Below are 22,700 nucleotides of genomic sequence, written 5' to 3'. Positions count from 1 at the left end.
CCCTATTGCGCTTGTGCGCCATTGGACAAAACCGACAAAACATATGGCGCGAAAGAGCGCCACACTTCGATGTGAAATTCTGTCTCGGCCGGTCGATATAGGATAATCTCTGCCCGCTCAAAAATCGTGCGGGTGCATTTGCCCACCGGGAACGCCTTCAAATCGAGATCCAACGGACACCCGACATTAACCATCGCTGCCGCGCCCTCGCCTCGCAGCGTGAACGCAACATTGCGATGGGACACGTCTACTAAGCTGAAGGGCGCACTTTTAAATTGATCCGTCTTGCGTTTGATCAGATCCTTGCTTTCCGATGCCGCGATGATCAGCCATTCATCTGGCGACAGGCACATGATCAGTGCGTTTTCGTCCTGACGGGTCGTGCCCACTTGTGTTGGCAGCGCCAGACCAGACGCTTTGGCAAAGGCCGAAACATGTGTTTCGCGCACTCTCAGGCAGAAGCGGGAACGTTCATCCACCAGATTGAGGTCAAAGCGCTGGTCAGGCAGACGCAGACAATCACCAATGTGTACCCCCTGATCCAACTTTAAGCTGCCGCTATCCGCATCAGAAAACATTGAGCTGCTCCCCCTGTTTGTCATAAAAGATCGTGTCAACGATCTCCGCTTCGATCATTTCATCAGGCATGGGCACATAGATGGTTTGGCCCTTAAGATCATGACCGTCCGCCACAAGGGCGAGCGCAATAGAGTGCCCCAGCGTCTCGCTCCAATAGGACGAGGTGACATGGCCCACCATTTCCATGGGGATAGACTGGTTCGGGGTCATCACGATCTGCGCGCCCTCTTCCAATACGGTTTTGGGGTTCTTCGTCATTAGCCCGACCAATTGCTTGCGGCCCTCGGCGACAATATCGGGCCGCGCCAGCGATCTTTTGCCGACAAAATCCTTTTTCTTTTTGCCAATCGCCCAGCTCATGCCCGCGTCATAAGGCGTGACGGTGCCGTCCGTATCCTGCCCGACAATAATAAAACCCTTTTCCGCCCGCAACACATGCATGACTTCGGTGCCATAAGGTGTGATGTCATATTGCTGGCCCGCCGCATAAAGCGTTTCCCACAAGGCGCGGCCATAATGGGCCGGCACATTAATCTCAAAGCCCAACTCGCCAGAAAAGCTGACACGGAACAGGCGGGCGTCAATGCCGCAGACCTTGCATTCGCGTACCGCCATATGCGGGAAGGCATCCGACGACAGATCTACGCCTTCAACAAATGGTTCAATCAGCTTGCGGGCATTGGGGCCATTAAGGGCGATCACCGCCCATTGCTCTGTGATGGAGGTGAGCCAGACATCAAGGTCCGGCCATTCGGTTTGCAGATAATCCTCCATATGCGCCAGCACCCGTGGTGCGCCGCCAGTGGTGGTGGTCACATGAAAACGGTCATCGGCCAACCGTCCGATCACCCCATCATCCATAATGTACCCATCTTCGCCCAGCATCAAGCCATAGCGGCAACGGCCCACGCCCAGCTTGGTCCAGGGATTGGTGTACATGCGATTCAAAAATTCGGCGGCATCGGGGCCGACCACTTCGATCTTCCCAAGGGTCGAGGCATCAAAAATGCCCAAAGAGTCGCGCGTCGCTTTGCCTTCGCGTGCCACGGCCTGGTGCATATCTTCGCCATCGCGCGGAAAATAGCGGGCGCGCCGCCACAGGCCGACCGGTTCAAACACCGCGCCATGTTCTTCCGCCCAACCATCAATCGAGGTTTTGCGCACCACATCAAAGGCCGCACCGCCATTATTGCCCGCCAGCGCCCCATAGGTGGTGGGGGTATAAGGCGGCCGGAAGGTGGTCAGGCCAACTTGCGGCACTGGCCGCCCCAAGGCGCTAGCGGCAATCTGCAACCCATTAAGGTTTGAGGTTTTGCCCTGATCGGTCGCCATGCCAGTGGTGGTGTAGCGCTTAATATGCTCAATGGATTTAAAGCCTTCGCGCACCGCCAGGCGGATATCCTTGGCGGTCACATCATTCTGAAAATCCACAAACGCCTTGATGCGCGACTCGTCGCGGTGGGTGGGCAAAATTTCCAGCGTGCCCGCACCTGTCCACGGCCATGTATCGTCTACATCAAAGGTGTGGTCTCCGCCGGCTGCTTTCGCGCCTGCAGCCATGGCCGCGCCAATCCCAAAGTCGCCATTGCAGGCGCCAACGCATATGGCATTTTCATTGGGCTTGTCGGGCACATAGGCTGCGATGTCGTCGCGCCACTGTAGCGAACCTTTGGAATGAGACCAAAGGTGCACGCTTGGCGTCCACCCGCCGGACATGATCAGTGCATCGCACTCAAGGGTTTCACCCGCGGGGTCCACCTGATCACCATTAACCTTGTTGATCGTGATCGATTTAACCCGATGGCGGCCCTTGGTGGCGGTCACAGTGTGGCCGGTGCGAAGGCTGATACCCCGCTTTTCCGCTTCGGCGATCAGCTTTTGATCCACCTGTGCCCGGCAATCTACGATCACAGCGATTTCAATGTCAGCATCAGACAGATCGAACGCCGCCTTATAAGCGCTATCATGGCCGGTGACCACGGCGATTTTTTCGCCGACCGCCACGCCATAGCGATTAAGGAAGGTTTGCGCCGCAGAGGCCAACATCACGCCGGGGCGGTCATTGCCCGCAAAAACCAGCGGCCGTTCAATGGCGCCCGTGGCGAGGATGACTTCTTGCGCCCATACACGATGCAACCGTTCGCGCGGCCCTTCCGCCGCGTCCTCGGGCAAATGATCGGTCAACCTTTCGGCCAGCCCCAAAAAATTGTCGTGATAATAGCCGATCGCCGTGGTGCGGGGCATCAGGGTGACATTTTCCGCCGCGTCCAGTTCCGCAAGACTTTCAGCCAGCCAGTCCCATGCAGGTTGACCATCAATCTTTTGGTCCGGCGCAGAGAGCAGTGAGCCGCCCAATTCGCCCTGTTCATCCACCAATATGACGCGCCCACCCTTTTTGGCGGCAGCGCGTGCGGCGGCGATACCGGCAGGGCCTGCCCCCACAATCAGCGTTTCGCAATGGGTGTAGTTCGCATCATACTTGTCCGGGTCCGCTGCCTTAGGGGCCGGGCCGAGCCCGGCGGTGGCACGGATCGCGGGTTCATAGACTTTGTCCCAGAAGGATTTCGGCCACATAAAGGTTTTGTTGTAAAAGCCCGCGGGAAAGAAGGCCGACAGCCGATCATTGATGGCGGTGACATCAAAATTGAGCGAGGGCCAATTGTTCTGGCTCTGGGCTTTGAACCCGTCATAAAGCTCCAAGGTGGTGGCCCGCATATTGGGGGTGACCCGCGCTTCCCCGCGATCAAAGGCCACAAGGGCATTGGCCTCATCCGATCCGGCGGCCATGATGCCGCGCGGGCGGTGATATTTGAACGAACGCCCGACCAGATGGACCCCATTGGCCAACAGGGCCGAGGCCAGCGTGTCGCCCTTCAGGCCCTGATAGGTTTTGCCATCAAAGGAAAAACTGATCTGCTGCCGACTGTCGACCCGACCCTTTTTTGTGCGTCTATATTGGCTCATGATTGCCGCTCCGCAATCTGTTCTGGCGAAGGTCGCGCTTCGCCACATTTATAGGTCATGACAAATTTGTCGGTCACCGTGTCGCGCACCGCGTTGAAAAATTTGGCGCAGCCATGGGCATGCACCCAGCGTTCAAAATGGGTGCCGCGCGGGTTACTGCGGATAAACAGATATTTCGCCCATTCCTGATCGCTCAAGGCATCCGGGTCTTCGGGGCGGGCAATATGCGCCTCCCCGGCATAACGAAATTCCAGTTCGGGCCGCTTTTCTTTGCAAACGGGACATTCAATCAACATCATGGCAAAAGCTCCCTAGTGGGCCACCGCGGCCGCCGCCGCTTCATCGATCAGGCGACCAGTGGTAAAGCGCTCCAGCGTAAACGGCGCATTGATCGGGTGAGGTTCGTCTTTGGCGATGGTGTAGGCCAGCAAATCGGCGGCGCCCGGCGTGGCTTTAAAGCCACCCGTGCCCCAACCGCAATTGACATAGAGGCCTTGCACCGGGGTTTTGCCCAGAATGCAGGAGCGATCCGGCGTCACATCCACCGCGCCGCCCCAGCTTCTAAGCATGCGCATACGCTTAAAGATCGGGAAAATCTCGCAAATCGCCGCGAGCGTGTGCTCAATAATATGCAGCGCGCCGCGCTGGCTATAAGACAGATATTGGTCCGTCCCCGCGCCAATCACCAGCTCGCCTTTATCCGATTGGCTGATATAGGCATGTACCGAATTGGACATCACCACGCAGGGGAAGATCGGTTTCACCGGTTCTGACACCAGCGCCTGCAGCGGATAGCTTTCCAACGGGAAATCCAGTCCGGCCATATTCATAATGATCGAGGAATTACCGGCGGCGGACACACCAATTTTTTTGGCGGCGATAAAGCCCTTTTCGGTCTCCACCCCTTCCACGGCGCCATTGGCGTCGCGCTTAATGCCGGTGACGGCGCAGTTCTGGATGATATCGACGCCCAACTGCGCCGCGGCGCGGGCATAGCCCCAGGCCACGGAATCGTGCCGGGCAACCCCAGCGCGTTTTTGCAGCGCGCCGCCCATCACGGGATAGCGTTTTTGCGAAGAAATATCGAGCGGAGGGCAAAACTCTTTGGACTGTTCCGGGGTCAGCCATTGATTGTCGACCCCGTTTAAGCGGTTGGCGTGGATATGACGCTGAAAGCTTTGCACATCATGCACATTATGCGCCAGCATCAGCACGCCGCGCTTGGAAAACATCACATTATAATTGAGTTCCTGCGACAGCCCATCCCACAGATCCACCGCATGGTCATAAAGCCGTGCGCTCTCATCATAGAGATAGTTGGAGCGAATAATGGTGGTGTTGCGGCCGGTATTGCCGCCGCCGAGCCACCCCTTTTCGATCACCGCCACATTGGTGACGCCATATTTGCTGGCCAGATAATAAGCCGCGCCAAGCCCGTGGCCCCCGGCGCCCACAATGATCACGTCATAGGATTTTTTCGGGGTCGCATCAGGCCATTGCTCCGGCCAGTTTTTGTGGCCGGAGAGCGCATTGGCAAACAGTGAGCGCACAGAATACCGCATCAGGAGCGCAACCTTTCATTGTCTGGATCATAGGGACTTTCCGGCAAGACGACCGCCTTGTAGCGTTGTCCCAAAATATCGATTTCCAACTCCTGACCCTCCTTGGCCAAGTCCGGGCGCACCATGGCCAGCGCCAGCGATTTGTTGAGACGGAAGCCATAACCGCCGCCGGTGGCGCGGCCGACAACTTCGCCATTGGCATAAATCGGGTTGTTGCCGATCACGTCCGCATCCTCATTACCAATCACTTCAAGGGTGGCGAAGGCGTTATTGGCCCCGCGTTCCTGCCAAGCGATCAGATTGTCCCTGCCGACAAAGTCTCCCTTTTTCAGAGCGATAAAGCGGTCCAGCCCGGACTCGTAAGCTGAATATTCAATCGACATTTCGGTGCCGGTCAGCCGATAGGATTTTTCCAACCGCAAATTGTTCATGGCACGAATGCCGAAGGGTTTGAGCCCGTGGGCGTCGCCATTTTTAAAGATCGCATCAAAAATATGGTTTTGATATTCGATCGGATGGTGAATTTCCCAGCCCAGCTCGCCGACAAAGTTCACCCGCAACAATTTGACCGGGGCCAGGCCGATGGAGGTTTCCTGCCCGGTGAGCCAAGGAAAGGCTTCATTGGAGAGATCCGCGCCGCAGATCGGCTGCAACAAGTCCCGCGCCTTTGGTCCGGCCACTACCAGCACACCCATGGCGCCGGTAAGATTTTCAAACTGCACCGACCCATCTGTTGGCATTTGCTTTTTCAGCCAGTCATGGTCCAGCCGCTGCCACGCCCCGGCAGATACCAGATAGAACTGATCGGGCCCCTCGCGTTGAATGGTGAATTCTGAATGGACCCCACCTTGTGGTGTCAGCCCATGCAACAAGCCTACCCGCCCGATCTTTTTCGGCAGGCGGTTGGCGAGGATGCGATCAAGGAACGCTTCTGCGCCAGGGCCGCTGACCCGCGCCTTGGCAAAGGCGGTCATATCCAACAGCCCCACATTTTCCGCCACATTGCGGCACTCATTGCCCACATGTTCAAACCAGGCGGAACGGCGGAAGGACCAGTCGTCCTCTTGCGGCACGCCTTCGGGCGCGAACCAGTTGGGCCGCTCCCAACCGAACAATTGGCCAAATACCGCGCCTTTTTCCTTCATCCGGTCATAGCAGGGGGAGGTGCGCAAAGGCCGCGCCGCTTCCCGCTCTTCATCGGGATAGTGCACCGTGAACACATTGGCGTAGGCTTCTTCGCCCTTCTCGATCAGGAAAGATTTGGTCGTGTAATCGCCAAACCGGCGGGGATCGACACCCAGCATATCGACCGTCGGTGTGCCTTCCACTATCCACTCGGCAAGCTGCCACCCGGCCCCGCCGGCGGCGGTGATGCCAAAGCTGTGGCCCTCATTCAACCAGAAATTCTTCTTGTCCCATGCCGGGCCGACAATCGGATTGCCGTCCGGCGTATAGGCGATGGCGCCATTATAGACTTTTTTGATACCCACCTCTTCAAAGATCGGCACCCGGCGGAAGGCCGATTCAATGTGTGGCATCAGCCGTTCCACATCTTCCTGAAACAGCTCATATTCGCTTTGCGGATCCGGTCCGTCTACATAACAAGCCGGGGCGCCCACTTCATAGGGCCCGAGCAACAGCCCGCCCGCTTCTTCCCGCATATACCAGGAGCCATCAGATTCGCGCAGCACACCCATTTCCGGCAGGCCCTTCTCGCGTCGCTCCAAAATGGCCGGGTGCGGTTCGCTGACGATAAACTGGTGCTCCACCGGCATGACCGGCACTTTCAATCCAACCATCTGCCCTGTCTGGCGGGCGAAGTTGCCGGTGCACGAAATCACATGTTCGCAGGTGACGGTGCCCTTGTCGGTTTCAATCACCCATTCGCCATTGGCCGCCTGGCTGATGCCCAATACCGTGGTGTAACGGTGGATTTTCGCGCCCATGGACCGCGCGCCGCGAGCCAGCGCCTGGGTCAGGTCCGCCGGTTGCACATAGCCATCATTGGGGTGTCGAATCGCCCCCACCAGATCGTCCTTCACCGCCAGCGGCCAATGCTCTACCACTTCGTCCGGGGTGAGAAATTCAACATCCACACCAATGGTCTGCGCCACGCCTGCATATTGATGATATTCGTCCATCCGGTCCTGATTGGTGGCGAGGCGAATGTTGGAGACGGTGCTCAGCCCCACATCCATGCCCACTTCTGCGCCCAAGCGGCCATAAAGCTCGACCGAATATTTGTGCAACTGGCCAACCGAATAGCTCATATTAAACAGCGGCAACAGCCCGGCGGCGTGCCAGGTGGAGCCGGAGGTCAGCTCTTTACGTTCGATCAGGATCGCGTCGGTCCATCCTTTTTTGGCGAGGTGATAAAGCGTTGACACCCCCACAACACCGCCACCGATCACCACCGCCCGTGCCGTGGTGGGCAGGGTTTGCTCATTTGTTTGATTGGTCATGGATCACTCCCCCTTGCTGGGCATCCGTTGAAGAAACCGGGCGGCCTGCTGCTTGCGCCTTAAATGTGGGGGCCGTCCGGCCGGTTTCCTTGGCGATGGCGGCAAGCGCCATTTCTAAAATCTGCCAACATTCATCCTGCTCAACGCTGAGCGCCAACCGACGCTCAATCCATAAGCCGCGCTGCAGGGCGCTGAGTTCAATCGCTTTCATACGTGCGGCGCCACGGCCATAGCCCAAGGCGCGCAAATCAGCCGTGCTGTTGGAAATCATCCGGATGCTGAAAATATGCATCAAACGTGCAACGCTCTGATCTGCGCCGGAATAGGCCCAGAATTGGGGCCAGATGATCGAAATGTCGGCCATAAAGTGAAACGGGCTGAAATGCACTTCCAGCGAGCGCGCAATCCGCTTTAACGGATCGGTTTCCGCGCGGCGAATGGCGATGGTCTCTTCACGCAAGGTGCGCACCATATAGAGAAACGCCTGATAGATCAGCGCATCCTTGGTATCGAAAAAATAGTGGATTGAGGCCGTGGACACGCCCGCGCGTTTGGACACCAGCTTGGTGGTGAGATTGGCGATACCTTCCTTGGCCATCACAGACAGCACACCATCAATAATGGCCTGCGGCGTATCTTTGGCAAGGCTCGCATTTTTGCCCGGCTGATCCATTTTGCCTCCCCCAAAAGCCAGGCCAGCGCGCAGTGCTGCTGGTTACTGACTAATTAGTTAGTCAGGATAGGCCCAAATTTTTTCGCTTGTCAATCGCAATCGGTGAAACGCAAAAAGGGTCGCCATCAATCACCCGAGCGCAAAGGCCATGCGCGACCAACGAACCGTCCGCCTACCTGCCAAGATTTTTCTTCTACAAATCGGCGATTTCCATTGGATTCATGCCTGCGCCAACAAAAAATCTGTCTGCAGTTGTCCACCTGCAGAAGAATAGACTAACCTTCTTGATAAACCGCATAGTATATTATTCATAGATTTAAATATTTATTCCTATCGACTGAGCCGACCGAAATTCGGTCAAACTGTGCCGTTTTGACTTAACCCTCAATAAAATAAAGGTTTTTGAATTTTATGGGGGTAGACAGACAGATTTATGCGCGCAATAGTAACTAAGATCGGAGGGTTCGTCGTAACCATCCGATATTAGAGTTTATTTTGTCCAAACGGTTTTACATTTCCGACTGGATCTCCATTGCACAAATCTAGGGAGGAACTATTGAGAAAACTCATGAAACACACACTGGGCGCGTTGGCTGGTGTCAGTGCGCTGGCCATGGGCCTTTCTGCCGCGCAAGCAGACACTTGGCGCTATGCTTTTGAGGAAGCAATTACAGACGTGCAAGGCGTTTATGCGACCAAGTTCAAGGAAGTTGTTGAAGAAAAAACAGACCATGAAATCCAGCTGTTCCCGTTCGGCACACTGGGTGAATCTGCAGATATTATGGAGCAGGCCCAAGCGGGCATCTTGCAATTTGTGAACCAGTCTCCCGGCTTCACCGGCGCGCTGATTCCCGAGGCGCAAGTGTTCTTTGTGCCTTACCTGTTGCCAACAGACCAAGAGCATCTGGCCCGCTTCTATAAAGAAAGCAAGGCCATCAATGAGGACTTTGAAGAGCTTTATGCTGAGCAAGGCCTCGAATTGCTCTCCATGTATCCTGAAGGCGAAGTGGCCATGACCACGAAGGAACCCGTCAAGGCTTGTGAAGACTTGAACGAGGTGAAATTCCGCGTGATGACCAACCCATTGCTGGTCGAAAGCTACAAGGCTTTCGGGGCGACGCCGACACCATTGCCTTGGGGTGAAGTATATGGTGGTCTGCAGACCAACATCATTCAAGGTCAGGAAAACCCGACCTTCTTCCTTTATTCCACCAAGATCTACGAAGTGACCGATCACATTACCTATGCTGGTCATAACGTCTTCACCACGGCCCTGATGGCCAACCAGGATTTCTATAATGGTTTGAGTGAAGAAGAACAGCAGGTGATCGAAGAGGCGGCAGACGTGGCCTATGATCACATTGTTACCTACCAAAAAGATCTGGCGGATCAGGAATTGGCGAAAATCAAGGAAGCTAAGCCTGAAATGACGGTGACCATTCTGACTGAAGAAGAGCGCGAATGCTTTAAAGCAGCGGCTTCTGAGGTTGAGGAGAAATTCATCGAAATGACAGGTGACAGCGGCAAAGCCATCCTTGAGCAGATGAAAGCAGATTTGGAAGCAACCGCGACCGAATAAGCTTTTGAAAAGCTATGGCTGCCCGGCCGGCGCATCTGGCCGGGCAGAACTCGATCTGCGTGGGGGGAGAACACGATGAGTGACGAGCAGGACTTGAAGGAGCTTGATTCTGCGTTACCCGGCTTTTTAGGGGTGATTGATACGGCGATCAGTCGCATTGAATCTTTCTTTCTGGCTATTGGTGTATTGTTGATGGCGCTTAACACGAGCGCCAATGTGGTTGGCCGCTATGTGCTGGGCAGCTCGATTTTTTTCTCAGAAGAATTGAACCGGATTTTGATCATTATGATCACCTTTGCCGGGATCAGTTATGCCGCCCGCCATGGACGGCATATCCGCATGTCAGCCATTTATGATGCGCTGCCGCCAAAAATGCGCAAGGCGCTGATGGTGTTCATCACTTTGGTCACCGCCACAATCATGTTTGGGCTTTGCTATTATGCAGTGAACTATATCGGCACACAGGCCTCACGCGGTCGCGTGCTGCCCTCGCTGCAAATACCGGTCTGGCTGATTTTGATCTGGGTGCCTGTCGGGCTGTTTATGACCGGCGCCCAATATTTACTGACTGCCATTAAAAACATCACGTCTAAAGACATCTACCTCTCCACCGCGGTGCTTGAAGGGTATGATGAAGACGAGAAGGAAGTCTGAGGGGGAGACCATGGCAACAATTGTATTTTTATCCATGATTGTCCTGCTTCTGCTGGGCTTTCCTATGATGGTGCCGCTTTTTGTGGGCGCGACCATCGGTTTTTTCATGATGTTCAATGGCTTTGGCCAGATGGAGACCATGGTGCAACAAATGATGGGGGGCATTCGACCAGCCTCACTGATTGCCGTGCCCATGTTCATCTTTGCCGCTGACATTATGACACGCGGTCAATCCGCATCGCGTTTGATCAATCTGGTGATGTCCTTTGTCGGCCACGTCAAAGGCGGCTTGGCTGTGTCCACCGCAGCGGCCTGCACCATGTTTGGTGCCGTATCGGGCTCGACCCAGGCCACTGTGGTGGCCATCGGGTCACCCTTGCGGCCCCGCATGCTGAAAGCGGGTTATAAGGACAGCTTTGTGCTGGCCCTGATCGTCAACTCGAGTGACATTGCTTTTTTGATCCCGCCCTCTATCGGCATGATTATTTATGGTGTGGTGTCACAAACCTCGATTGCCGAACTGTTTATTGCGGGCATCGGGCCTGGGCTTTTGATCCTGTTTTTGTTCTCGATCTATAGCTATATCTATGCGGTGCGCCACAATGTACCCACCGAAGAGAAGGCCACCTGGCGTGAGCGCCTGACAAGCTTACGCGAGGCCATCTGGCCCATGGGCTTTCCGGTCATCATCATTGGCGGAATTTATGGCGGCATCTTCAGCCCCACTGAAGCTGCGGCGGCCTGTGTGCTTTATGCCTTGCTGCTCGAAGTGGTATTCTTCCGCACCTTGTCGCTGAAAAATGTTTATGAAACAGCCAAGTCCACGGGCTTGATTACCGCCGTTGTGTTCATTCTGGTGGCGGCTGGTGCGGCCTTTTCTTGGGTGATTTCCTTTGCGCAGGTGCCACAAGAAATTCTCGGCGCCATCGGCATCACAGAAATGGGGCGAATCGGGGTGCTGTTCGTCATCTCCATTGCCTTTTTCATCGGCTGCATGTTTGTGGACCCGATTGTGGTGATCCTGATCCTCGTCCCGGTCTTTGCACCGGTGGTGCAGTCTTTGGGACTGGACCCTGTTCTGGTGGGCACGATCATCACCTTGCAAGTGGCCATTGGCTCCGCCACACCGCCATTCGGCTGTGATATTTTCACCGCGATTGCGGTGTTCAAGCGGCCCTATATGGAAGTGATCCGGGGCACACCGCCGTTCATTTTCATTCTGTTGAGTGTGGCCGTGGCGTTGATCTTCTTCCCGCAAATTGCGCTGTTCCTGCGTGATCTGGCCTTTGCGAAATAAAGGAGGATAGAATGTTTAAATCCATATTGGTGCCATTTGATGGATCTCCCGGTGCAGAAAAAGCATTGGACAAAGCGATCGAACTGGCCAAAGCCAATAAAGACGGGTGTACGCTAAATATTCTCACTGTTTATCGTCATCACTCGATGCTGGAAGCCTCGCTATCAATGGTGCGCCCAAACGAACCGGGCAACCTCGACGATATTATGCGCGAGCATGCCACCGAGGTCGCAGAACACGGCAAGAAAATCGCCAAAGAGGGCGGGTGCGAAGATGTGCACGCCTATGTGGCCTCTGGCGGGGTGGCACGCACCATCGTTAAATCGGCAGACAAGCATGATTGCGATCTGATCATCATTGGCAGCCGGGGCATGGGCTCTGTTGAGGATTATTTGCTCGGCAGCGTGTCTCACAAGGTGACCGGCCTGTCCAAACGACCGGTCTTGGTGGTCTGAGCAAAACCGCCACAATGGCTACAATTCAGGCGCAGCTTAACCGGCTGCGCCTTTTGTTTGCTCCATGCAGTATTTTGATAAAGCTTGTTCTAGATCAAAGTACGCCCAAAAATTCGCGTGTAACCAGAACAGAACAAAACTGTTTGGTTGCATATGTCTGTTCACCTAAAACGCCTGAATTGGAACAAGATCTTTAACGCTGCGCAAAGCGGCGCGGGCAAGTTGTTGCTGTTGTTCCTGTTCTTCACCCTCTCGCTATCTGCAGCCCAGGCGCAGGGCAATCGACCCGTGCTTGAGCGATTTTTGCCGAAAGTGGCAGCATCTACTTTTGCGCCGGAGGCCTCGGGCTATGGTGAGATTGGCAAAGACACGCCGGTCGCCCCGCTCATGAAGGGCGATGAGGTTTTAGGTTATGCTTTCATCACCTCAGACTTTGTTGGCACCACCGGCTATTCCGGCAAGCCCATCCATGTGATGGCCGCCATCGGGCTGGATGGCAAATTGCTGGGCGCGGAGCTGGTCAAACATTCTGAGCCGATTGTGTTGATCGGCATTCCGGACAGCAAAATCAAAAAGCTGACCGCCAGCTATAAGGGCCTCGATGTCATCGAAGAGGCCAAACAAGGCGGCTCCGCCCATGAGTTGCAGATCATTTCTGGTGCCACCGTCACGATCATGATCATTGATGATTCGATCGTGCGCTCGGCCATTAAGGTCGCGCGCGCCAAGGGATTGGGCGGCTTGAGCCAGCAAGTGCCGAACCAGACCGTGCAGCGCGAAATCCTGACTGATGAGGATATGATCAGCGATTGGCACACCATGGCCGGCGACGGCACCGTGCGGCGCATGACCCTGGATGTGGGGCAAATCAACGATGCGTTTGACGCGACCGGCGATCCCCGCGCCATCAATCGGCCGATCGAAAAAGACCCGGAAACCACCTATATTGATTTGCATGCTGCGCTTGTGTCGGTGCCCAGCATTGGCCAATCGCTTTTGGGGGAAGCCGAGCACAACAATTTGAATGACTGGCTGGATGAAGGCGAGCACGCCATCATGTTGGCCGGGCGCGGGCTCTATTCTTTTAAAGGCTCAGGCTATGTGCGCGGCGGCATTTTTGACCGTATTCAGCTGATCCAGGGCGACATCTCCGTGCGCTTTTTCGACAAGCATCAGCGCCGCCTGGGCGAAGTCGCTGCTGATGGGGCCCCAAGCTTTGCCGAGCTGGACCTGTTTAAAATCCCGGCCGACGCCGAATTTGACCCCACCCAGCCCTGGCGCCTGCAATTACTGGCACATCGGGAAGTGGGGCCGGTGGAGAAAACCTTCCTCACCTTCGATTTGGGGTACAAGCTGCCGGAAAAATATCTGAAGCCTTTGCCCGAAGCGGGCCCCGCAGCGCCGGCGGTGGACCCAGACGATGATGACGCCGCGCGGGCCGCCCTTTGGAAACGCATTTGGCTGGACAAACAATTTGAAATCGGCGTGCTCGGGGTGATGCTGGCCGTGCTCACCGCCACCTTCTTTTTCCAAAAACAATTCACCCGCAATGCGCGTTTCTTCTATTGGTTCCGCATGGGCTTTCTGGTGCTCACTCTGGTCTTCCTCGGTTGGGGGCAAAATGCGCAACTGTCCGTCGTTAATTTGATGGCGCTGGGCGCATCGCTGCAAAGCGGGTTCAGCTGGGATGCGTTCCTGCTCGACCCGCTGGTCTTTATCCTATGGTTCTCCGTGGCAGCGGCGCTTTTGTTCTGGGGCCGTGGCGCCTTTTGCGGGTGGCTGTGCCCCTTCGGCGCGTTGCAGGAAATCACCAACCAGATCGCCCGCTTTTTCAAAGTGCCGCAATGGGAATTGCCCTGGGGCCTGCATGAGCGGCTTTGGCCGATCAAATATATTATTTTCCTCGGGCTGTTCGGCCTGTCGCTGATCTCCATTCCCATGGCCGAGCAATATGCCGAGATTGAACCGTTCAAAACCGCGATTATTCTGAAATTTGATCGCGCCTGGCCATTCGTGGTGTTTGCCACAATGCTATTAGGGATCGGGCTGTTTGTGGAACGTTTTTACTGCCGCTATTTGTGCCCGCTGGGCGCGGCACTGGCGATCCCCGGACGCATCCGCATGTTTGACTGGCTGAACCGCTATAAGGAATGCGGCAGCCCCTGCCAGACCTGCGCCAATGAATGTTTTGTGCAGGCCATTCACCCCAATGGTCAGATCAACCCCAATGAATGTCTGTCCTGTCTGCACTGTCAGGTGCTGTATCAGGACGACCAGAAATGCCCTGTCTGTATCAAAAAGAGAAAAGGACGGGAGCGTCGGAGTGCAAGCGAGGCAGCCTCCCGAGCAGCCATGGAAAAGCTGCTCACCAAAAAGACCAATCAAGACATTAGCGAAAAGGAGAGCTAAAATGTCTGACGATACTGTCAAAACTGCAGGAATTTCCCGTCGGGAACTTCTGTCCGGCACCGGAGCAGGTGCCTTCTTAGCTGGCTCAATTGCCGCAACTGGTGGAGCGGCCTTAATGGCAACTCCGGCTGCCGCTGCTGAAAACAGCCATTCATTGGCCCCCGGCGAATTGGATGAATATTACGGCTTCTGGTCTTCTGGCCAAAGCGGCGAACTGCGCATTTTGGGCGTGCCCTCCATGCGTGAATTGATGCGGGTCCCCGTGTTTAACCGCTGTTCCGCCACCGGCTGGGGCCAAACCAATGAATCACTGAAAATTCTGACCGAAGGTCTGACCGAGGAAACCAAAGCGTTTCTCGCCGAATCCGGCCTGAAGACTTATGACAATGGTGATTTGCACCACCCGCATATGTCGTTCACTGACGGCACCTATGATGGCCGCTATATCTTTATGAACGACAAGGCCAACACCCGCGTGGCCCGCGTTCGTGTGGATGTGATGAAGTGCGACAAGATCATCGAAATCCCCAACGCCCATGATATTCACGGCATGCGGCCACAAAAATATCCGCGGACCGGTTATGTGTTTGCCAACTCAGAGCATGAAGCCCCATTGATCAATGATGGGTCCACCATGAATGACGTGTCCACCTACACCAACATCTTCTCCGCCATTGATGGCGATGAGATGAAAGTGGCGTGGCAGGTTATGGTTTCTGGCAACCTCGACAACACTGACTGCGACTATCAGGGCAAATACGCCTTCTCCACCTCATACAACTCAGAAATGGGCATGAATCTGGCGGAGATGACCGAGAGCGAGATGGACCATGTGGTGGTCTTCAACCTCAAGGAAATTGAAAAAGGCGTCGCAAATGGCGATGTGCAAGTGGTCAATGGTGTGCCGATTATCGATGGCCGCAAAGGATCAAACAAGAAATATACCCGCTATATTCCGATCCCCAACAGTCCCCACGGCATCAACACCGCACCAGACAAACGCCATGTCTGCGTGTCCGGCAAATTGTCACCCACCGTGTCTGTGATCGATGTGACCAAGCTGGATGCCCTGTTTGAATCAGATGTTGATCCACGTTCTGCGATTGTGGCCGAGCCACAATTGGGTCTTGGCCCATTGCACACCGCCTATGATGGCAAAGGCAATGCCTTCACCACGCTGTTCCTGGATAGCCAGGTGGTGAAATGGAACATCGACAAAGCCATCCGTGCCTATGCCGGTGAAGATGTTGACCCGATCATTTCTAAAGTCGACGTTGCTTATCAGCCCGGCCACAACTCCACCTCAATGGGGGAGACCGCCGAGGCGGATGGTAAGTGGCTTGTCTCCATGAACAAGTTCTCAAAAGACCGGTTCTTGAATGTGGGGCCATTGAAGCCTGAAAATGAGCAGTTGATCGACATCACATCAGACGAAATGAAAGTGGTGCATGACGGCCCGACATTTGCCGAGCCGCATGACAGCATCATTGTGCACCGGTCAAAAGTGAACCCAAGCGCTGTTTGGGACCGCAATGACCCAATGTTTGATGATGCCAAAGCGCAGGCTGCCGCGGACGGGGTGGATCTTGAAGTCGGGTCCGACACCATTATTCGCGACGGCAACAAGGTGCGGGTCTATATGGTGTCCGTGGCCCCAATCTTCTCCATGGAGAAATTCACCGTCAAGCAAGGTGATGAAGTCACTGTTTACGTGACCAACTTGGACGAGATTGATGATTTGACCCACGGCTTCTGCCTGTCAAACCACAATGTCGCCATGGAAGTTGGACCACAGGCCACTGCCTCCGTGACCTTCATTGCCGGACGTCCGGGCGTGCACTGGTATTATTGCCAGTGGTTCTGCCATGCGCTGCACATGGAAATGCGCGGCCGTATGCTGGTAGAGCCCCGCTAGGAGTGTGACCATGATGCTGCGCCTGTTATTGAGTGTCATTCTGCTGTTGAACGCGGCCACCGCCATGGCCCGCGACTGGCAGATTGCGCCCGATGATGGCGTGGCATTGGTCACTATTTTGCAAAAGGCCGAGGCGGGTGATTATATCCGCCTCGCCCCCGGCACCTATAAAGGACCAATTGAAATCAACACCCCCCTCACCCTCGACGGTCAGGGCCAGGCCCATATAAAAGGCAATGGCACCGGCACTGTGATCACCATCAATGCGGAAGACGCGCTGGTGCGCGGGCTGAAGGTCACCGGCTCCGGCTCGGAAGGCGAGTTTAAAGATGCGGGCATCAAGCTGAACAAAACCGCCCATCGCTCCCGCGTGGAAGACAATGTGGTGATCGGCAATTTGATCGGTATTGATGTGCATGGCGCCCGGAACGCCCTGGTGCGCGGCAATATCATTGAGGGGCGGCAGGACCACCGCATGAATGACCGCGGCAATGGGGTTTATGTGTGGAATGCTACCGGCTCGAAAGTGGTCGAAAATGACATTCGCTATGGCCGGGACGGCATTTTCGTCAACACCTCGAAAAAGAATGAATTTATCGGCAACCGCATGCGCGATCTGCGCTTTGCCATTCACTATATGTATGCCAACCAGTCTGCGGTACGCGGCAATATCTCCCTCGGCAATCATTTGGGCTATGCCATTATGTATTCCGATAATGTGGAGATTGAAGGCAATTTAAGCCGCGGCGACCGCGACCATGGCATCATGCTCAACTACACCAATAAGAGCACAATTTTCGGTAACCGGATTGAGCAAGGCGGCGAAAAGTGCGTCTTTATCTATAATGCCCACAAAAATGAGTTTCACAATAATCTGTTCGCCCAATGCCAAATCGGCATTCACTTCACCGCCGGATCGGAAAAGAACAGCTTTGCCGGCAATGCCATTGTGAACAACCGCACCCAGGTGAAATATGTGGGCAGCAAATGGGTGGACTGGAGCGAGGGCGACAAGGGCAATTACTGGTCTGACCACGCCGCCTTTGATCTGGATGGCGATGGCATTGCCGATGCCGCCTATCGCCCCAACGATATTATGGACCACATTCTATGGACCCAGCCCGCGGCCAAATCTTTGATGGGCTCGCCGGCGGTGCAGCTGATCCGCTGGTCCCAATCCGCCTTTCCCGCTTTGCTGCCCGGTGGCGTAGTGGACCGGGCGCCACTGATGCAACCCAACTTGCCCACTATTCCTGAATGGGAGGAGCGCTAATGCCTGCCCTCAAAATTGATCATATTGTCAAACGCCACGGCACGCTTGAAACCTTGAGCGATGTCAGCCTTTCTGTCGAGGCGGGCGAACGCGTGGCCTTGCTGGGCCATAATGGCGCGGGCAAAACCACGCTGATTAAGATCGTGCTGGGGCTGATGCCCAAAACAGCGGGCGAAATCGAAGTGCTGGGGCACCCGGCCGGGTCCGCCGCCGCCCGCAAGATCACCGGCTATTTGCCCGAAAGCGTTGCCTTTCATGGCGCTTTGACCGGGCGCGAACAATTGCACCATTTCGCACGGCTGAAATCGACGCCCACCAAAATTGCCGATGATTTGCTGGAGCGGGTGGGCCTTGCCCATGCGGCCGACCGCAAGATCCGCACCTATTCCAAAGGCATGCGCCAGCGCATTGGCCTAGCGCAAGTGGTGTTGGGCCAGCCCAAACTGGCTATTCTGGATGAACCCACCAGCGGGCTGGACCCGGTAAGCCGCCACGAATTTTATGACATTGTGGAAGAGCTGGCCGATCAGGGCGCCGCTGTGCTGCTCTCCTCCCACGCTTTGACCGAGCTGGAACTGCGCACCGACCGCATCGCCATCCTTTCGAAAGGCCAGTTGGTCGCCAATGACAGTTTGCAGCAATTGCGCGCAAAGGCCAGCCTGCCGATCAAGATCAAAATCTCCGCCGCGCGGGACGATATTGACGGCATGAAAGAAAAGCTGGGCGGCCAGCGGGTAAACGGCCAATCGCTGGAACTGGTCTGCGCGCCGGATAAAAAGATGCGGCTATTGTCCACCATCACCGGGCTGGGCCCGGCGGTGAAAGATGTGGATGTGACCCCTGCCAGCCTTGAAGAACTCTATCGCTATTTCAGCACCGCAAAGGAGTCTGCCAAATGACCTCCATTCTCTCCATTGCCCGGCTCGAGCTGCTGATTGCCCGGCGCAATCTTTGGGTGGCCACCGCTGTGTTGCTGATGGCCATGTTCAATGTGGTGCTGACCTTTGCTGGCGACGCCCCCACCGGAGCACTTGGGGCCAGCCCGCTCACCATTGCGCTCACCTCGATCACCACCCTGTCGGTCTATCTGGTGCCGCTGATTGCGCTGCTCCTCTCGTTCGACGCCATTGTGGGCGAACGCGAGCGTGGCACCCTGACCCTTGGCCTGTCCTATCCCCTGTCGCGCGCCGAAATATTAATCGGTAAATTTTTGGCCCATATGGTGGTGCTGGCCATCGCCTTCGCCATCGGGCTGGGGCTGACGCTGGCCATTCTGGTGATGCGCCATGGCGTAAGCGTTATCGAATGGGGGCCTTTGCTGCGGCTCTATTTCACGTCGCTGGCGCTGGGCGCCACCTTTTTGGGGCTGGGTTATATGATCTCCGGGCTGGTCAATCAAACCGGTGCCGCTTCCGGCGTGGCGATTGCCCTCTGGTTGATCGCGGTCGTGCTTTATGATCTGGGGCTGTTGGGTATATTGGTGGCCGATAGCGGCAGTGCCTTTATTCAAACCATCTTCCCCTATGCGCTTGTGGCCAACCCGGCCGATGCCTTCCGGCTGCTCAACACGCCGGACCAGACCGTTAATCTGCTGGCCTCCGGCCTTGGCGCGGCGGGCAGCGTGTCCGGATTGGCCGGGCAGCTCACCTCACTGCTGGCATGGCCGCTCCTGGCACTATTTCTGGCCTTTATCGCCTTTAGAAAGGTAGAACCATGATGTTTGCTCGCTCCTCCCTTGCCCTATTGACCGCATTGGTGCTGACGGGCTGCGCCAGCGAAGCCAGCACCCCGGACGCACCCGATCCGATCACCCTCACCGCCGAGGCGGCGGGTCATTATTGCCAGATGACCATTCTGGAACATGACGGGCCAAAGGCGCAGATGTATCTGGCGGGGTATGAACATCCGCTGTGGTTCTCTCAGGTCCGCGATGGGCTGGCCTATATCAAATCGCCGGAGCAGGAAGCCAAAATCCTCGTCACCTACGTCAATGATATGAGCAAAGCGAAAAACTGGTCTGAACCCGGCGTCGACAATTGGATCCGCGCCGATGAAGCCTATTTCGTGGTGCATTCCGATGCCATTGGCGGCATGGGCGCCCCCGAACTGGTGCCCTTTTCCAGCGAAGCGGACGCAATTGCCTTTGCAAAAAATCGCGGCGGCATGGTGAAACGGCTGGGCGATATCTCCGCCGAGACCGTGCTTGCCCCCGTCGACGCCCATGAAGGAGACCACCAATGATCACACGTCGTCGTATGCTCTCCATTCTGGGCGGCATGACCGCCCTGCCCCTGATGGGCGCCAATGGATTTGCCTCGCCGCAAAAATGGCAGGGCATTGCGCTGGGGGCTGAGGCCAGCATTGTGCTGGATCATCCCGACGCCGACCGCCTGATCGAGATGGCCCGGCTGGAAATGATCCGCCTCGAAAACATCTTTTCACTCTATAAGGGCAACAGTCAGCTATCGCAGCTCAATCGCACCGGGCAGCTCAGCGCCCCCGCGCTTGAATTGGTGGAACTGTTGCATCTCAGCGCAAGGCTGCACCGCGAAACTGGCGGGATATTCGATCCTACCATTCAACCGCTTTGGGACCTTTATGCGCAAGAATATGCGGCGGGCAGCACCCCGAGCAAGGCCGATATCGCGGCCACGCAAGCCAAAATCGGCATGAACAAGGTGGTGATCGGCAGTGATCAAATTCGCTTCGCCGTGCCGGGCATGGGATTGACCTTTAACGGCATCGCCCAGGGCTTTATCGCCGACAAGGTGACCCATTTTCTGCGGCAGGAAGGCATTCAAAATGTGCTGGTCAATACAGGTGAAATTGCCGCCATGGGCCATGCGCCAAACGGTCAACCTTGGCCGGTGACCTTGCAAGAAACCCAAGAAACGCTGGGCCTTGCCGATCAGGCCATCGCCACGTCGGCCCCGCGCGGCACGCATTTCGATCCCGCTGGCGAGATTGGCCATATCTTGCACCCCGAACTGGGGCAGCCCGGCGGCCAATGGCGCAGCCTGAGCGTGGTCGACGCGTCTGCTGCCCGCGCCGACGGATTGTCTACCGCCTTTTGCTTGATGGATAGCGAACAAATTGACACGGTGGAGGGTGCCCACAAAGTGCTGTTTGGCGCAGCCCTACAGAGTTAGCACCGCATCTTAGCAGCAGCTTTTTCCCTCTTGAATGGGGGGACACGCCACAGTGCCATAAGAGCAATAAACGCAGCAATCACCGGGCTTCGGCTTCACAAGTGTTTTGCAATTTGAGCATTCATAAAACCATTGGCAGGCGTCGGTGGGCATCGTTTCCGTTGCCTGGTGGTCGCAGTGCGGACAGGTGATGGTCGAGTGAAGCACAATCACCGCGCCATTTGTGTCGCCGATTGAATTGGTCACTCGCTGCCCTTCCCGTCAGTTTCGGCGAGGGTGGACATGTAACCCGCATTCTCCGTTGCCTCTAAAATCAGATCGAGGCTGGTCTGGCTATCTTCAAACGTCACAAAGGCCTGCCGCGCGTCCAGATCGGTTTCCACCGCCACAATACCTTCAAGTCTGGAAATGGCCCCCTTCACAATGAAGGGGCAACTGGCGCAATACATGCCCGGGACCGAAAGGGTGATGGTGCGCTCTGCCGCCATTGCGGCAAGTGCCGAAAATGGGCTGAGCATGGCCGCAAGAAGCAAGGGCTTTAGCATGTGTTTCATTGAAACATCTCCTTTTCAGCTGAGAATGATGGGCACCAGAAGGGGCCAAAACAGGGAGAGCAGCACCAACATGGTGGCTGCCACCAACCCGCTCATCACCAGCCTATTTGATTGAGGGCGGGCACAGGCTGTGCCCGGCGCGCATTTGGCTTGCCGAGTCTTGTACACGCGCCAATAGCCATAGGCGAGGAAGCCCCCGGCCAGCAGCATAAAGATCGGCTTATAGGGTTCGAGGGCGGTCAGTTGCCCGATCCACGCCCCGCTAATGCCAAAGCTGAACAAGAGCAACGGCACAATGCAACAGGATGACGCGCCAATGGCCGCCAAAATGCCCGCCAGTGTGGCCACTTTTGCCTTATCGGCCGGCACTTCCGTTTCCGATTGATGATTTGTGGCGTTAATATGTGCCAATCTGTTCTCCTCACAATGTTACCGGCGTTCGGCAAAAACATCTGCCAACAGGGTTCGAGTGCACTAGGGTGTCGGTCCACTCGCCACCCCCACTTCCCGGCGTGCACCGAACCCCGTTGGTTCGATGGACCCAGCGATATTCCCGTCGCTGGGCGAATGTCGGCCTGTCTGATGAGTTTCGTTGGTGCGTCCAAGAAACACGGGGCAAGAGGCCTTCATCTAGCCAAAGTCTACGATCTGTAGTAACTACAGATGCAAGCGAAATCTGTTCAAGGAAATGTGATGACGGGCAAAGCTTTTTCCATTGGCGAGGTTTCACGCGCCACAGACGTCAATATTGAAACCATCCGCTATTATGAACGGATCGGGCTGATGCCCGCACCAGACCGCACCGCCGGTGGCAATCGCCAATATAGTCTAGAGCAAAAACGGCAGCTCAGCTTTATCAAGCGGGCGCGAAATCTGGGGTTTTCCATAGACCAAATCCGCTCGCTTCTCATCATGGCCGACGAAAATGAAATGACTTGCCGCCAAGTCAGCGCCCTCACCGCCACCCATCTGGCGGATGTTCAAGACAAGATCAAAGAGCTGAAACGACTCGAAAGCAAGTTGCAAAGCCTGCATCAAAAATGTCAATCAAATAACGCACCAGACTGCCCGATGATTGAGGATTTGTTCGGGTAGCCTACTGTTAGAAGCCTGTCCGTTTACCAAGAGTTGGAAACAATGAAGGGCGATTAATCCGGGCTTCAAAAAACATCATC

General features: G+C 55.8%; 21 protein-coding genes. 12 read left to right on the top strand and 9 right to left on the bottom strand.

The features are described from left to right. Window positions 1-2: 2 nt before the first annotated feature. From L1I42_RS08120 to L1I42_RS08095, 6 genes are read right to left on the bottom strand one after another with little or no spacing between them, the layout of a single operon-like run. Window positions 3-578, bottom strand: a complete 576-nt coding sequence (locus tag L1I42_RS08120; protein ID WP_236113970.1) for a sarcosine oxidase subunit gamma — start codon at window positions 576-578, stop codon at window positions 3-5. Further along, entirely contained in the window at window positions 568-3,543 is a 2,976-nt protein-coding gene (locus L1I42_RS08115) for a sarcosine oxidase subunit alpha (protein WP_236113969.1), read from the bottom strand. The genes L1I42_RS08120 and L1I42_RS08115 overlap by 11 nt, the downstream gene beginning before the upstream one ends. Next, the gene (locus tag L1I42_RS08110) at window positions 3,540-3,842 is read right to left on the bottom strand and encodes a sarcosine oxidase subunit delta (protein WP_236113968.1); all 303 of its coding nucleotides are present in this window, start codon (window positions 3,840-3,842) and stop codon (window positions 3,540-3,542) included. Before L1I42_RS08110 ends, L1I42_RS08115 begins: the two co-directional genes overlap by 4 nt. A 12-nt stretch (window positions 3,843-3,854) precedes the next feature. Next, a complete protein-coding gene (locus tag L1I42_RS08105) occupies window positions 3,855-5,105 on the bottom strand; it encodes a sarcosine oxidase subunit beta family protein (protein WP_439651475.1) in 1,251 nt (416 codons plus the stop codon). Then, window positions 5,105-7,540 (bottom strand): GcvT family protein, encoded by a 2,436-nt coding sequence (locus tag L1I42_RS08100; RefSeq protein ID WP_236114194.1) that lies wholly within the window; start codon window positions 7,538-7,540, stop codon window positions 5,105-5,107. The genes L1I42_RS08105 and L1I42_RS08100 overlap by 1 nt, the downstream gene beginning before the upstream one ends. Window positions 7,541-7,547: 7 nt before the next feature. Then, window positions 7,548-8,240, bottom strand: a complete 693-nt coding sequence (locus tag L1I42_RS08095; RefSeq protein ID WP_236113967.1) for a TetR family transcriptional regulator — start codon at window positions 8,238-8,240, stop codon at window positions 7,548-7,550. 568 nt (window positions 8,241-8,808) lie between these two features. Between L1I42_RS08095 and L1I42_RS08090 the strand changes: the two genes are divergently transcribed. From L1I42_RS08090 to L1I42_RS08040, 11 genes are all read left to right on the top strand, one after another. Beyond that, window positions 8,809-9,819 (top strand): TRAP transporter substrate-binding protein, encoded by a 1,011-nt coding sequence (locus L1I42_RS08090; protein WP_236113966.1) that lies wholly within the window; start codon window positions 8,809-8,811, stop codon window positions 9,817-9,819. 75 nt (window positions 9,820-9,894) lie between these two features. Then, a complete protein-coding gene (locus L1I42_RS08085; RefSeq protein ID WP_236113965.1) occupies window positions 9,895-10,473 on the top strand; it encodes a TRAP transporter small permease in 579 nt (192 codons plus the stop codon). Window positions 10,474-10,483: 10 nt separating this feature from the next. Then, the gene (locus L1I42_RS08080; RefSeq protein WP_236113964.1) at window positions 10,484-11,770 is read left to right on the top strand and encodes a TRAP transporter large permease; all 1,287 of its coding nucleotides are present in this window, start codon (window positions 10,484-10,486) and stop codon (window positions 11,768-11,770) included. Window positions 11,771-11,781: 11 nt separating this feature from the next. After that, window positions 11,782-12,225, top strand: a complete 444-nt coding sequence (locus L1I42_RS08075) for a universal stress protein (protein WP_236113963.1) — start codon at window positions 11,782-11,784, stop codon at window positions 12,223-12,225. Between the two features lie 153 nt (window positions 12,226-12,378). After that, complete coding sequence (locus tag L1I42_RS08070; RefSeq protein ID WP_236113962.1) at window positions 12,379-14,634, top strand: NosR/NirI family protein; 2,256 nt, start codon at window positions 12,379-12,381, stop codon at window positions 14,632-14,634. A gap of 1 nt (window position 14,635) precedes the next feature. Continuing rightward, the gene (gene nosZ, locus L1I42_RS08065) at window positions 14,636-16,549 is read left to right on the top strand and encodes a TAT-dependent nitrous-oxide reductase (RefSeq protein ID WP_236113961.1); all 1,914 of its coding nucleotides are present in this window, start codon (window positions 14,636-14,638) and stop codon (window positions 16,547-16,549) included. Window positions 16,550-16,559: 10 nt separating this feature from the next. Continuing rightward, complete coding sequence (locus tag L1I42_RS08060) at window positions 16,560-17,822, top strand: nitrous oxide reductase family maturation protein NosD (protein WP_236113960.1); 1,263 nt, start codon at window positions 16,560-16,562, stop codon at window positions 17,820-17,822. Further along, complete coding sequence (locus tag L1I42_RS08055; RefSeq protein WP_236113959.1) at window positions 17,822-18,721, top strand: ABC transporter ATP-binding protein; 900 nt, start codon at window positions 17,822-17,824, stop codon at window positions 18,719-18,721. Before L1I42_RS08060 ends, L1I42_RS08055 begins: the two co-directional genes overlap by 1 nt. Beyond that, window positions 18,718-19,539: an ABC transporter permease gene (locus L1I42_RS08050; RefSeq protein ID WP_236113958.1), complete on the top strand. Its 822-nt coding sequence runs from the start codon at window positions 18,718-18,720 to the stop codon at window positions 19,537-19,539. The genes L1I42_RS08055 and L1I42_RS08050 overlap by 4 nt, the downstream gene beginning before the upstream one ends. After that, window positions 19,536-20,063 (top strand): nitrous oxide reductase accessory protein NosL, encoded by a 528-nt coding sequence (locus L1I42_RS08045; RefSeq protein WP_236113957.1) that lies wholly within the window; start codon window positions 19,536-19,538, stop codon window positions 20,061-20,063. The genes L1I42_RS08050 and L1I42_RS08045 overlap by 4 nt, the downstream gene beginning before the upstream one ends. After that, on the top strand, window positions 20,060-20,971 hold the full coding sequence (locus tag L1I42_RS08040) for an FAD:protein FMN transferase (RefSeq protein ID WP_236113956.1): 912 nt from the start codon (window positions 20,060-20,062) through the stop codon (window positions 20,969-20,971). Before L1I42_RS08045 ends, L1I42_RS08040 begins: the two co-directional genes overlap by 4 nt. 9 nt (window positions 20,972-20,980) lie before the next feature. Here the strand turns inward: L1I42_RS08040 and L1I42_RS16315 are convergent, their stop codons facing one another. From L1I42_RS16315 to L1I42_RS08025, 3 genes are read right to left on the bottom strand one after another with little or no spacing between them, the layout of a single operon-like run. Beyond that, window positions 20,981-21,181: a GDCCVxC domain-containing (seleno)protein gene (locus L1I42_RS16315; protein WP_236114193.1), complete on the bottom strand. Its 201-nt coding sequence runs from the start codon at window positions 21,179-21,181 to the stop codon at window positions 20,981-20,983. 32 nt (window positions 21,182-21,213) lie between these two features. Continuing rightward, window positions 21,214-21,525 carry a cation transporter gene (locus L1I42_RS08030; RefSeq protein WP_236113955.1) on the bottom strand — a complete coding sequence of 104 codons (312 nt, stop codon included), beginning with the start codon at window positions 21,523-21,525 and terminating at the stop codon, window positions 21,214-21,216. Between the two features lie 15 nt (window positions 21,526-21,540). Then, complete coding sequence (locus L1I42_RS08025) at window positions 21,541-21,936, bottom strand: mercuric transporter MerT family protein (RefSeq protein ID WP_236113954.1); 396 nt, start codon at window positions 21,934-21,936, stop codon at window positions 21,541-21,543. Between the two features lie 282 nt (window positions 21,937-22,218). On the opposite strand from L1I42_RS08025, the gene L1I42_RS08020 reads away from it, so the two are divergent. Next, entirely contained in the window at window positions 22,219-22,620 is a 402-nt protein-coding gene (locus L1I42_RS08020) for a MerR family transcriptional regulator (protein ID WP_236113953.1), read from the top strand. Window positions 22,621-22,700 lie beyond the last annotated feature (80 nt).

Source organism: Maritalea mediterranea (genome assembly GCF_021568695.1).
GTDB classification, from domain to species: domain Bacteria; phylum Pseudomonadota; class Alphaproteobacteria; order Rhizobiales; family Devosiaceae; genus Maritalea; species Maritalea mediterranea.
This window is presented reverse-complemented; position numbering and strand designations above follow the sequence as displayed.